Origin of the sequence: Bacteroides mucinivorans (assembly GCF_034654355.2) — a bacterium.
Classification (GTDB): domain Bacteria; phylum Bacteroidota; class Bacteroidia; order Bacteroidales; family Bacteroidaceae; genus Bacteroides; species Bacteroides nordii.
Window position 1 is genome coordinate 3,175,404 of the sequence record NZ_CP178179.1, and the last position, 12,496, is coordinate 3,187,899.

Sequence of the window (12,496 nt, forward strand, 5' to 3'; positions counted from 1 at the left end):
CTTTCACTTAATTCTTGTTGTCCAACACTTCATCCAGCATCCGGTCTATCATAGCCATCTGCTCACTATCTTCATCCAGATTTTTACGGATCACCTTTTCGGCAATATCCACCGAAAGTAAAGCTACCTGGCGACGAATATCACGAATAGCTTCCTCCTTTTCAACCTGAATCTGCTTCTTCACCTCATCCAGTTCTTTCTGAGCTGCGGCTTCTGCTTTTTTGCGGGCCTCGTGAATAATTTTATCACGCTCCTGCATGGCCTCTTTCAAGATACGTCCCTGCTCCTTGTTAGCGGCAACCACAAGTGCTTCACCCTGTTCTTTGAGTTTAGCCAACTGGGCATTCGCCTCCCTTGCCACCTCCAGAGACTGGTCGATGTATGTTTTACGGCCATCCACCATCTTGACGATAATAGGAAAGCCATATTTTGCCAATACAACGAACACAATCCCAAACGAGAGAAGCATCCAGAATAACAGGCCACTATCGGGTAATAACAATGACATAAATTTATTTACAATTTACGATTTACAATTTACGATTTAATACTCTCTACTCTTCTATTTACAAGATACAACTTACAAATCACCAATCGCCAACGTCATAACCGCATGGCAAATTGTAAATTGTAAATTGTCTAATTGTAAATTACAAGAAGAATACCAACAGACAAACAACTACTGCCAACAAAGCCACACCTTCAATCAGCGCAGCAGCAATAATCATATTCATACGAATATCGCCCGAAGCTTCCGGTTGACGGGCAATAGCTTCCATTGCCGAACCACCGATTTTACCAATACCCAAACCTGCACCGATAACGGCAAGACCAGCTCCAATTGCTGCTCCCAACTTTCCGATAGCAGCACCTGCGGCTGCTTGTAATAAGACTGATAGTAACATAATTTTCAGTTTTAAAATGGTTTATATTATTAATTTAAAATTCAGATTAGTCTAACTTACTTTTTTTTATTCAGTCGCTTCTTCTGACTTTCCACCCTCTTGTGCCAATCCGATAAACACAGCAGACAACATGGTAAATACATAAGCCTGAATGAAAGCCACCAACAACTCAAGTGCATTCATAAATATATTAAACAATACAGAAGCAACAGTCAACGTACTATTCAAGGCAGGCCCCATACTTGCCGAGATAAAGATAAGACAAGTCAATACCAACATCGCCATATGTCCCGAAAGCATATTTGCAAACAGACGGATCATCAAAGCAAATGGTTTGGTAAATACACCGAAAAACTCAATAAATGGCATCATCGGTATAGGCACTTTCAACCACCAGGGTACATCAGGCCAAAAGATATCCTTCCAGTAATGTTTGGATCCGAAGATATTTACAGCAAGGAAAGTACAGATAGCCAGCACCATTGTTATGGCAATATTACCTGTTACATTCGCTCCTCCGGGAAAGAAGGGTATCAATCCCATAATATTATTAATGAAAATAAAGAAGAAAGCTGTCAATAAATAAGGAGCAAATTTTTTATAATTAGGACCAACACAGCTCTTTATTACATCATCATGTATCATCATGATAAACATCTCCATAAAGCCTACAAAACCACCTGGAGCCGCTGCACCCTGTTCACGTTTACGATACCAATGTGCCACACCTAAAATAATGATCAGTAGCAGAGCACTGTTTATCAACAATGACAACGTAACTTTAGTAATAGAAATATCCCATGGACGTATTTCCTCACCAGCTGCATCATGTTCTATTATTTTGCCCTCATACCGGCTTCCTGCGGGAGCAATAGAAAATCCTTCGTAGGTTCCTCCATTCTCTTCTAATCGTGAAGATAAAAATGAATGCCAGCCACTATTAGAACTGTACACAATCACAGGCAATGGAATTGTTATATGAGTATCCCCCCACGTAGTGATATGCCACTCATAGGAGTCTCCTATATGTCCAAAGACTATGCTCTTCACATCAACCGTGTTCTCCTTTTGCTCCTGAGGGGTAACATCCTCTTCCTGCGCTACTGCAGGAGAAGCAATCAGCAACCCAAGTATGAGGAGTAATCCTGTGAATATGTTATGCAACTGTTTCATTTTTTGTTTTATTTTTCTTTTGTCGTTTCTTATTCAGTTCATAACCGGCAAAGAAACTTGTCTCAAATATCAAATACAGCAGATAGTACACTATAAAAGTAAGCATAAATGCCACTGCCTCTTCTCTAACTACCATACAATAAATAACAAGTACTATAACAGACAAAATCATTTTAAGCACTTTCATTGCCAAATGCAGCAACAACATCTTGTCCGGAGCAAACCTCCTGCAAGCATCGAACATATAAATATTAAATACTCCAAAAATATAGAAGTATACCGGAATTAACGGATATCCTCCAAAATAATGTTCGGGTACCAAAGAAAAGTAAGTCACACCACCTACCCCACTCAATAAAAGAGTAAGGATCGTAAGATAGAGCAAATACTTACGCTTCGTTAAACTAATGTTCATCTTATATCGCTGTGTTTTTCTGTTAATCTTATTTTTGTCTTGTCAGGAGATGCACACGGAAACCGTTTCATCGCTCATCTCTACAAAACCACCTTCAATATCAAGCGTACACTCTTCATTATCCTCCATCACATAACTCAGTTTTCCTTCCTTTAAAGAAGAGACAATCGGAGCATGCTGTGGCAGAATAGTGAACGAACCTATAACTCCGGGCAGCGTCACGCTATTCACTTCCCCATTATATATCTCTTTTTCCGGAGAAACAATACTCAAATGCAGCCTTTTCATTAACTATTATTTTTTAATTATTTATTTGCCTGTTCAAGCAACTGCTTACCCTTCTCAATAGCTTCTTCTATCGTACCTACGTTCAAGAAAGCCTGTTCCGGCAAATTATCAACTTCACCATCCAGAATCATACGGAATCCTTTTATAGTATCCTCTATAGAGACCATCACTCCCGGCACTCCTGTAAACTGCTCAGCTACAGCAAAAGGTTGCGACAGGAATCTCTGTACACGACGCGCACGGTTTACAATTGTACGGTCTTCATCCGAAAGTTCCTCCATACCCAAAATAGAGATAATATCCTGTAATTCCTTATTACGCTGAAGAATCTGTTTTACCCTTTGAGCCACCTCATAATGTTCCTGCCCTACGATATGCGGATCAAGAATACGAGAAGTAGATGCCAACGGATCTACGGCCGGATAAATACCCAATTCCGTAATTTTACGGTCGAGTACGGTTGTTGCATCCAGATGCGTAAAAGTTGTTGCCGGTGCCGGGTCAGTCAAGTCATCAGCCGGTACATATACAGCCTGTACAGAAGTAATGGAACCATATCGGGTTGAAGTAATACGTTCCTGCATAGCTCCCATTTCCGTAGCCAAAGTCGGCTGATAACCTACCGCCGAAGGCATACGTCCCAACAATGCTGATACTTCAGAACCTGCTTGTGTAAAACGGAAAATATTATCAATAAAGAACAGAATATCCTTCGGACCTTCATCTCCCGAATGCATATCACGGAAAGACTCAGCTACTGTAAGTCCCGATAAAGCCACTGAAGCACGTGCTCCCGGCGGTTCATTCATCTGACCGAACACCAGAGATACCTGAGATTTCTCCACTTCTTCATAGTCCACCTTCGAAAGATCCCAATGTCCTTTCTCCATGCTTTCCTTAAAAGCTTCTCCATAGCGTATAACTCCGGACTCAATCATCTCACGAAGCAAGTCATTCCCCTCACGCGTACGCTCTCCTACTCCGGCAAAAACAGAGAATCCGTTATGCTTTTTAGCAATATTATTGATTAGCTCCTGAATAAGCACCGTTTTACCTACACCAGCACCACCAAACAAACCAATCTTACCACCTTTTGAATAAGGCTCCAGCAAGTCGATTACTTTGATACCTGTATAGAGTACTTCCTGTACAGTTGTTAAATCTTCAAATTTAGGGGGATCACGGTGAATAGAATAAGCTCCTTTACGGCTGAGTTCTCTCATACCATCAATAGAGTCACCAACGACATTCATGAGTCGTCCTTTAATTTGCTCACCTACCGGCATAGTGATAGGGCCACCTGTCGGATATACTTTCATACCACGTTGCAGTCCATCGGTACTATCCATTGCAACGGTTCTTACCGTATTTTCACCAATGTGTTGCTGCACCTCTACAATCAGAATTTTGCCATTCGGTCTTCTTATCTCCAATGCGTCGTGTATACTTGGCAACGCAATCTCAGCTTCCGTAGTTTCAAAGTACACATCAACCACAGGTCCGATTACCTGAGAGATATGTCCGATAATCTGTGACATAAGCAATCTTTTTATATATTATTTTCTAAACTTCATAGTATAGTAAGCCGCGTTTTTACCAACTTTACTATAAACATAACATCTGAGTTTTTCTTTTGTTCACTAACGTATACAAACGAGTAGTTAAACAAACAACTGTGCAAATGTAGAAACAAATGTGATTCATTATTCTGATTTGCTTTTTTTTTGTTTTAGATAACATTCGTTAGTCTTAAAAATCCTACTTTTTGACCTAAATTTACAGTAAACCAGAAGTATTATAATCAAAATATCATTCAGAGATTTATTTCATCAAAAAAACGTTTTCACACAAAAGAGTTTTTTTCTTTCTACGACGGAGTCAACAGATTAAGTTAAAAGAGAAAAAGTAAAATAGACAACGAGTTTCGTGTCCGAACACGCAATAATTCTATATATAATGCCGATCACATAAGAAATACAACAGCAATAGAGTATAAAAAAGACTATATTAATTTTTGCAAATAATAAAAAAATCTCCCGGCAGATTCTTTTTACAGATCTACCGGGAGATTACTTTATTTTTATAATGTAGAATGGAGTTACTACATCCCTACAATCACTTCTACTACCCTTCTGATATCATCATCGGTCAACGTAGGTCCCGAAGGCAGACACAAACCGATATCAAACAAATGCTCACTCGTACCGTTTCCATAAAAAGGAGCATCCTTAAATACCGGTTGCAGATGCATCGGCTTCCACAACGGACGGGTCTCTATATTCTCTGTATCCAGCTTCAGACGAATATCCTCACGGGTTTTACCTGCTATCGAAGGATCAACCAGGATACAAGTCAGCCAAAAGTTAGAATTGAAATTATTGTCTGGGTTTTCCATAACAGTTATCCCATCTATATTCTTAAAGAGCTCTGTATACAAAGCATGAATCGCCCGTCTGCGTGCCACATGTTCCTCCAGCACAAACATCTGTCCACGGCCAATACCCGCACAAATATTGCTCATACGATAGTTATAACCAATATGTGTATGCTGATAATGCGGAGCTGCATCACGAGCCTGTGTAGCATAAAACTTTGTAAGTTTAGCTTCCTCTTCCGTTTTACACACCAAAGCACCACCACCCGAAGTAGTGATCATCTTATTGCCATTGAAAGAAAGTGCAGCCAATTCTCCAAACGTACCACATTTCCGCCCGTTCAATTCCGAACCTAAGGCTTCAGCAGCATCTTCCAACACGGGGATGTCATAACGTCCGGCTATCTCCATAATCTCATCCATCTTGGCAGGCATACCATACAGATGCACGGGAAGAATTGCTTTCGGAAGTTTTCCTGTTTTTCTCAAACGGTCTTTGATAGCCTCCTCCAATAATACGGGATCCATATTCCAGGTATCCGTCTCACTATCCACAAACACAGGTTTTGCTTCCAGATAAGAAATGGGATTGGCAGAAGCAGCAAAAGTGAAACTTTGGCAAATCACTTCATCTCCCGGTTTTACACCAAGAAGTATTAATCCTAAATGAAGTGCAGCCGTACCGGCACTCAATGCTACAACCCTTCTATCACTGTCAATTGTCAATTGTCCATTGTCAACTAAGAATCGCCTTAGCGATTCTTCAAAGGCGTCTACGTTAGGTCCCAAAGGAACAACCCAGTTCGTATCAAAAGCCTCTTTTATAAAGTCTTGCTCACGGCCACCCATGTGAGCAAGCGAAAGCCAGATTCTCTTGTTCATTTTATTTCTATATTTATAAGTTCTTTATTATCTTACAGCGATTACCCACCGCCAATACATGATCCGGAATATCTTTGGTTACAACAGAGCCAGCGCCTATTACACTCCAACTACCAATTTTCACACCCGGAGCTATTGTAGATCCGGCACCAATCAACGTACCTTCGCCCACATATACATTGCCACAAAGTGTAGAGTGTGGAGCGATGTGTACATAATCACTTATTACGCAATCATGATCAACCGATGCACCAGTATTAATGATACAATGCTTCCCAATACTGACACAAGATTGAATAATGGCACCCGGCATTACAACGCTACCTAAATGAATGTTTGCGACTTGTGAAACAATAGAAAGCGGATGAATAGCCCGGCCGAACTCTACTGACAACATCTTCGCTATATTAGAACGTATCCTGTTGTTTCCGATACTGATTATCAACGGTCCTCGGACTTCCGACGGACGTAGTACGGGATAGTCAAGAAGATGAGTAAGCGACTCATCATCGTCAAACAAAGCTTCAATCGATTCATGATTAGCTTTTAAAATATCAATGATCACTTTGGCATGACCACTTGCACCATATAAATACATTCGTTTAATTATTTCCAGTAAAAGGTTCCATTGTAACAGAAGTATCAGAACTGATTCCTTCACGAACAAAAACTTTCCTGATAGTCAAGAGGAAAATCCTCAAATCCAACAGAAAAGAACAATGATCCACATACCACACATCCAGTTCAAACTTCTTCGTCCACGAGATAGCATTACGACCATTCACTTGAGCCCAGCCTGTTATACCCGGACGAACTTCGTGACGCCGAGCTTGCTCTTTATTGTATAAAGGTAAATATTGAGGTAATAAAGGACGAGGCCCTATCAAAGCCATATCACCTTTTAGCACATTTATTAATTGGGGTAGTTCATCAATAGAAGTAGAACGGACAAACTTACCAACTTTTGTCAGACGCTGTTCATCAGGTAAAAGACAACCTTTTGAATCACGCTCATCCGTCATGGTTTTGAATTTTATAACTTTGAAGATTTTACCATCTCTGCCGGGACGATTTTGCAAGAAGAAAACGCCCGCACCTTTATTAGCAAAATGTAACCAAAGAGCAATAATGAAAAGTACAGGACAACAAATCACCAAAGCACAAAAAACAAGACTAAAGTCAATTAAACGTTTCAAAAAAGAACGATACATATATTATAGCCAGAATTAAAAAATTAATCTGTCGAAGAAATTTCTTCAAGAAACGATACAAAATCATCAGCCAGTTTTATTCTTGAAAAATTAGCTTCTGCAAACCTCCTTGCGTTTTGTCCGGCATTCATTCTATAATTATCATCATCTACCAGCTTAATCAAACCATCCGCAAAAGCTTTTGCATTATTCGGTGGTACCACTACTCCCAATTCATTTTCTTCAATCATATCGGCCAACCAACCGGGATAATTATTCAAAACAGCTAATCCCGATGAGATATAATCAAAAAACTTATTAGGTGAAGTTCCATAGTAAAATGCAGGAACATTCGCCAATACCATTAACCCCACATCTGCCGATGCAACAATTGCATTTAATTCTTTCTTAGGTATCGGGGCATAAAACCGACAATTATCCAGTTTTTCTCTTTCCACCCGTTCCTGTAGATGAGGTTTCATTTTTCCATCCCCGATAAACGCCAATACAATATCATTTCTGCCTCTATTTTTTAATTCATTTGCAGCATCCAATATCGCATCCAACCCATTAGCAATTCCATGTGCTCCTGTAAATACAGCAACTTTGTCTGTTGGTTTTATACCCTTTAGTTTCAAAAGCTCCCTTGGAGCGGGTTTAAATATATCCAAATCACACCCGTTGGGTATCATAGCTATGCGTTTTCCTGATTGACTACGCTTTCGAATACCTTCACAAATCCCCGGTGAAAGTCCCACACAAGCATCCGAATAATGATAACTTAACCATTCCAGAACACTCATTCCCCATAAAAGTAGCGGATTCTTCATCCCCAATGCTTTAGGAAGTTCCGGCCATAAATCGCGTACCTCGAATATAAATTTCTTCTTTCGGAACAGTTTCATCACAATTCCCGGAATACCAGCCGTCAATGGCGTTGAAGTGGCAAACAATAAATCGTACTCTTCTTTTAATGCGATTTGTACTCCTTTCCAGCCAAACTTTATAAACGTTAATGCTCTTTTAGCTATCCCATCCTTATTCGAATAGGGCAAAGCTATTTGTATCACGTCAATTCCATCTACCATCCCTCTGTGTACATTTTTCATTTGAGTGTGCGGTAAGTCCAACTTTGCAGTTTCACCACATACCATGCAAACCGAATGTCCACGTTCAACGAGCCGTTTTGCCAATTCATAAGATCGTGTACCTCCAGCCTGAGTAGGAACCGTAAAATGTTGATGAAAATAAAGAACTTTCATTTTAAATCACTTGAATAATTGTTGTTATAGATTTAGATTCTGAATCACTTATAAATTCGATTTCTTTATTCTCTTTTTTTTGTCCATAATATTCAGAGTACATACCCTTGGACGAAATGTAATTATGACTTACAGATTTAAAGTCTATTCTTGAAGACTGGGTATGCCACAGTTGGCGTATTTTGCTCCCTTGAGGTTTATTCAAAACAATATCCTCAACCATCCATTCCGGAGCATTTTTCTTCTTTATAATCTTTCTTGAATGAGCTATATCGTGTCCTAATTGCCTGAAACAACTTACTACTCCCGAAAAACAATAAGAATCATCCAACTCCTGTATAGAGGCCTTTAAAGCTTGCGACCAATAAAACCACATAAATCTTGCCCCTTTCAACATTTGGTTATTATTGCCCAACATGATTGTGTTGTGAGATTGGGTCCCCATAAAGTAATTGATATCCGAAGCATCCGTATTATACTTATAACTACCTCCATCCATCAATATATTTTCTCCTTTATACCAAACATCCATATGCAAATTATCTGCATGTGCCGGACGATCCTTATATTTACCGCAACGAATAAAAGTCAATGTATCCTGTTCACGTATCAAATAGTACCCTCCTACATCAAAAGAGATACATCCTATCTTCTGCTTGAGAGGAGCAAATTCAGCATGTATACAATTCCGATTATTTGCATACCAACCTCTATCCTCATATACATCATCATAAAGATTTTCACCGGTAAGCAGGTAATGAAGTGCATCAAGCTGAGGACGGTAATCTCTATAATCCGAATCATTTAATTTAAAAAACAGAGCTCCATCATTCGAACCATAATTAGGTAAATATCCATTTGATAATTCCTGGCACTGATATAGAAAATTGACAGATTGATAAGCGCGCTGATAGACATGTTCGCTAAAACATTCTCCATTCCTTTGAGCAAGAGCAATGCCCCATGTCAGTAATTGAATCACCACCCTGTGATAATTCATGCTAAACTGAAGGTACGTTCCATCTTCTGCTATCTGATATTCGATCTCCTTTTCGAACCACTTTTTTCCCTTTACTTTCCATAACTTCGCATCCGGAAACCAGGGAAAAAGTAAACCTACAATATATAATGTTAATGTCTCTGTTATAGCATGATTATTACGAACTGCTATTCTTGAGAAATTAATATTACCATAGACGTGCTTTATCTGCCAGTATATGGAATTTATGATCTTCTGAAAACAACTTTCTGTTAAAAGAGGAGATGATTTGTAATAATACAGAGCAAAAATCCAATTGAGAACCCTTAACGAAATCTCTTGACTACACTTATAATTCGGTCCGCAATTCAGAGGATTTTTATCAATCCAGTCCTGTATCTGATCAAATACGAACTGACTATGATCTTCGCCGGTTGAGTGGTCATATCTTATCACCGTATAGAGATATGAGAATCTTGACTTCTCCCATACATACTTGATATCTCCGGCTTCTTGTACAATGTCTTCCACCTCTGTCCAATGCTTGGATACGTCATATTTATAATTTGTATCAGGATTAGTCACCCAATCATAATCAGTACCCAAATCATACCATGCAGATGAAAAAAAACAGCACTCCCCTTTTACAACCCGATGGAAATCAGAAGCCAAATTATCTGTATGCACTCTACTGAATGAGACCTCTTTTGACGAATCAAAGAAGAACGGTAGTGCTTTCTCTTTCCATTCCTCCAATGAAAAAAACTTCTGCAACGTATAGTTCACCGGATATCTAAACCGTAATAAACCCGATTTATGTTGCATTTCATAAGAGGCACGAAATAAAAAATATCTTCCTCCCATATTTTTCAATATCTGGGAGTAGAGATTGAGTCGATTCATCACTTGACCTCTATCCAGCTATTCTGCTTCAAACTTTCGATACAAGCAAACGAAGCTTTAGTAGTATTAAGAATAGAATCGAAACTAATCAGTTCCTCTCCACCTTTAATGATTCTTTCATTCAGCAAAGCAAACTGAGCAGCGTGTCCTTTATCCATCGTGCTTTTCATTTTACTGAACCCCTTAAACCCATATCCTCTTAACTCTCTCCAGTTATCCAAAACCAGTGTTTTTTCTTGTGAGTACACTTCTATTCTTTCTTTCGAATATGCTTTACTACCATTGGCAAAATAGTTTATCACGGCATTTGATCCGTTCTCATATCTCAATATAATACTTACATTATCCGTATTTTCAGCAGGAGTTACCCCCATTGAATTCATACAAACAGATACAACTTTACTATCAACCAGGTACGAACACAAATCAATAAAGTGGCAAGCCTCTCCAATAATACGCCCCCCTCCTACTTCCAAATCATGCACCCACACATCTGATGGAATAAAACCAGCATTCATAGTAGCTATTATATTTTTGACTCCTTGTCCAGATAACTGTTTCATTTTCCGAGCAAAAGGAGAAAAGCGACGATTAAACCCAACAGTTAATGTAATACCCTTTCCACTAATCTTTTTATAAGCATTCGTAATTTCCTGCAACTCCTGATCTGTCAAACACAAAGGTTTCTCAACAAAAACACTTTTGCCGGCTTGCAATGACTCCAATACCATAGAAGCATGCAAGTTGTGCCGGGTTGTAATCATTACTAAATCTACCTCCTTATCTGACAAAATCTCTTTATAATCAGAAGTTGCTTTCAAAGCACCTGATTTCTTTGCCAATATTTTAGCAGATAGCCCTTGAGCGCTGGCAATGTATCTTATCCTCGCTTTGGCTTTCATCAAAGCAGGAATCATTGTTGCAGAAGTAAAGTTACCTGCCCCTATTATCCCTATCTGACCGGCAGAAGCCGAAAAAGTAGAAGAGTTCACATCAATAACAGAATCTGCTACCGTATCTTCCGGATATTTAATAATAGAAGCAATGGAGCCATGCTTACGCATATCACCATAAATCAAATTATAATCTTTCAATTCTACCTCTTCTGTAATCAACGACTTTACGTCCAAATTACCCATTGAGATAGCTTGCAATATCGTATCAAAATTTCTCTTCTCCGTCCATCTCACAAAAGGCAACGGATAATCAATTCCCTTATTTTCATAATTCTCATCATAACGTCCGGGACCATATGAACATGACACCTGAAAAGTGAGCTCTTTCTTATAAAAATCATCTCTGCGTATATCGAGACCTATCACCCCGACAAGTACTATACGTCCTCTCTTACGAGACATCTCAGCGGCCTGATGAATGACATCATTCGTTTTGGCAGAAGCAGTTATCAGAACAGCATCTGCACCTATCTGATCGGTCTCTTCCATTACAAATTTTACAGGATCTGTTCCCTTAGCCGGATTTATAGCAACAATCCCCTTTGCCCGTGCCAGTTGTATTTTCTCTTCATCAAAATCTATTCCGATAACCTTACAACCATTTGCTTTCAATAATTGTGCAGCTATCAGTCCAATCAGTCCCAATCCTGTTACAACTACCGTTTCTCCTAATTGCGGATTTAACAATCGGATACCTTGTAACCCTATCGAACCTATCACTGTAAATGCAGCTTCTTCATCCGATACATTATCAGGGACTTTTGCCACCAAATTCTTAGGAACACAAACAAATTCGGCATGTTGTCCATTAGAGGCTACCCTATCTCCAACCTTTAACTCTGTAACCCCTTTTCCAATAGCCACAACTGTACCTACATTGCAGTAACCTAAAGGTAAAGGTTGCCCAAGTTTATTAAACACGGCTTCCAAAGTAGGTTGCAAACCATCCGTTTTTATTTTATCTAACACTTGCTTTACTTTGTCTGGTTGTTGACGAGCTTTCTCTATCAGATTGGCTTTACCAAACTCTACAAGCATTCGTTCAGTACCTAAAGATACCAAAGATCTTGAAGTCTTAATTAATACACTGCCTGACTTCACTTGTGGTGACGGAACTTCTTCGAGCATAGTTTGCCCGGATTTCATATCTTGAATGATTTGTTTCATTA

12 protein-coding genes are annotated in these 12,496 nt (G+C 39.2%); all 12 read right to left on the reverse strand.

Features of this window, described 5'->3' with window-relative positions:
• Positions 1-7 precede the first annotated feature (7 nt).
• The 12 genes from atpF to VCM39_RS12060 all read right to left on the reverse strand — a co-directional run bounded on the left by atpF (position 8) and on the right by VCM39_RS12060 (position 12,494).
• Positions 8-508: a F0F1 ATP synthase subunit B gene (atpF, locus tag VCM39_RS12005; RefSeq protein ID WP_221648940.1), complete on the reverse strand. Its 501-nt coding sequence runs from the start codon at positions 506-508 to the stop codon at positions 8-10.
• 142 nt (positions 509-650) lie between these two features.
• Positions 651-905: an ATP synthase F0 subunit C gene (gene atpE / locus VCM39_RS12010; protein WP_002560656.1), complete on the reverse strand. Its 255-nt coding sequence runs from the start codon at positions 903-905 to the stop codon at positions 651-653.
• Between the two features lie 66 nt (positions 906-971).
• On the reverse strand, positions 972-2,078 hold the full coding sequence (gene atpB, locus VCM39_RS12015; RefSeq protein ID WP_221648941.1) for a F0F1 ATP synthase subunit A: 1,107 nt from the start codon (positions 2,076-2,078) through the stop codon (positions 972-974).
• Positions 2,062-2,493, reverse strand: a complete 432-nt coding sequence (locus VCM39_RS12020; protein WP_221648942.1) for a hypothetical protein — start codon at positions 2,491-2,493, stop codon at positions 2,062-2,064. The genes atpB and VCM39_RS12020 overlap by 17 nt, the downstream gene beginning before the upstream one ends.
• Before the next feature lie 42 nt (positions 2,494-2,535).
• Positions 2,536-2,781: an ATP synthase F1 subunit epsilon gene (atpC, locus tag VCM39_RS12025; protein ID WP_221648943.1), complete on the reverse strand. Its 246-nt coding sequence runs from the start codon at positions 2,779-2,781 to the stop codon at positions 2,536-2,538.
• A 17-nt stretch (positions 2,782-2,798) separates the two neighbouring features.
• Positions 2,799-4,319 (reverse strand): F0F1 ATP synthase subunit beta, encoded by a 1,521-nt coding sequence (gene atpD / locus VCM39_RS12030; RefSeq protein ID WP_221648944.1) that lies wholly within the window; start codon positions 4,317-4,319, stop codon positions 2,799-2,801.
• A 563-nt stretch (positions 4,320-4,882) separates the two neighbouring features.
• Entirely contained in the window at positions 4,883-6,037 is a 1,155-nt protein-coding gene (locus tag VCM39_RS12035; RefSeq protein WP_221648945.1) for a DegT/DnrJ/EryC1/StrS family aminotransferase, read from the reverse strand.
• A 13-nt stretch (positions 6,038-6,050) separates the two neighbouring features.
• Positions 6,051-6,635 (reverse strand): acetyltransferase, encoded by a 585-nt coding sequence (locus VCM39_RS12040; protein WP_221648946.1) that lies wholly within the window; start codon positions 6,633-6,635, stop codon positions 6,051-6,053.
• Positions 6,636-6,639: 4 nt separating this feature from the next.
• Positions 6,640-7,248 (reverse strand): sugar transferase, encoded by a 609-nt coding sequence (locus VCM39_RS12045; protein WP_221648947.1) that lies wholly within the window; start codon positions 7,246-7,248, stop codon positions 6,640-6,642.
• Positions 7,249-7,271: 23 nt separating this feature from the next.
• Positions 7,272-8,489 (reverse strand): glycosyltransferase family 4 protein, encoded by a 1,218-nt coding sequence (locus tag VCM39_RS12050; RefSeq protein ID WP_322932605.1) that lies wholly within the window; start codon positions 8,487-8,489, stop codon positions 7,272-7,274.
• A 1-nt stretch (position 8,490) separates the two neighbouring features.
• A complete protein-coding gene (locus VCM39_RS12055; protein ID WP_323673961.1) occupies positions 8,491-10,371 on the reverse strand; it encodes a heparinase II/III family protein in 1,881 nt (626 codons plus the stop codon).
• Complete coding sequence (locus tag VCM39_RS12060) at positions 10,371-12,494, reverse strand: bi-domain-containing oxidoreductase (protein ID WP_322932603.1); 2,124 nt, start codon at positions 12,492-12,494, stop codon at positions 10,371-10,373. The genes VCM39_RS12055 and VCM39_RS12060 overlap by 1 nt, the downstream gene beginning before the upstream one ends.
• Positions 12,495-12,496 lie beyond the last annotated feature (2 nt).

Bases quoted from the DNA above. Each gene is read 5' to 3' on its own strand.
- atpF (WP_221648940.1), bottom strand. From the start codon at position 508: ATGTCATTGTTATTACCCGATAGTGGCCTGTTATTCTGGATGCTTCTC.
- atpE (WP_002560656.1), bottom strand. From the start codon at position 905: ATGTTACTATCAGTCTTATTACAAGCAGCCGCAGGTGCTGCTATCGGA.
- atpB (WP_221648941.1), bottom strand. From the start codon at position 2,078: ATGAAACAGTTGCATAACATATTCACAGGATTACTCCTCATACTTGGG.
- VCM39_RS12020 (WP_221648942.1), bottom strand. From the start codon at position 2,493: ATGAACATTAGTTTAACGAAGCGTAAGTATTTGCTCTATCTTACGATC.
- atpC (WP_221648943.1), bottom strand. From the start codon at position 2,781: ATGAAAAGGCTGCATTTGAGTATTGTTTCTCCGGAAAAAGAGATATAT.
- atpD (WP_221648944.1), bottom strand. From the start codon at position 4,319: ATGTCACAGATTATCGGACATATCTCTCAGGTAATCGGACCTGTGGTT.
- VCM39_RS12035 (WP_221648945.1), bottom strand. From the start codon at position 6,037: ATGAACAAGAGAATCTGGCTTTCGCTTGCTCACATGGGTGGCCGTGAG.
- VCM39_RS12040 (WP_221648946.1), bottom strand. From the start codon at position 6,635: ATGTATTTATATGGTGCAAGTGGTCATGCCAAAGTGATCATTGATATT.
- VCM39_RS12045 (WP_221648947.1), bottom strand. From the start codon at position 7,248: ATGTATCGTTCTTTTTTGAAACGTTTAATTGACTTTAGTCTTGTTTTT.
- VCM39_RS12050 (WP_322932605.1), bottom strand. From the start codon at position 8,489: ATGAAAGTTCTTTATTTTCATCAACATTTTACGGTTCCTACTCAGGCT.
- VCM39_RS12055 (WP_323673961.1), bottom strand. From the start codon at position 10,371: ATGAATCGACTCAATCTCTACTCCCAGATATTGAAAAATATGGGAGGA.
- VCM39_RS12060 (WP_322932603.1), bottom strand. From the start codon at position 12,494: ATGAAACAAATCATTCAAGATATGAAATCCGGGCAAACTATGCTCGAA.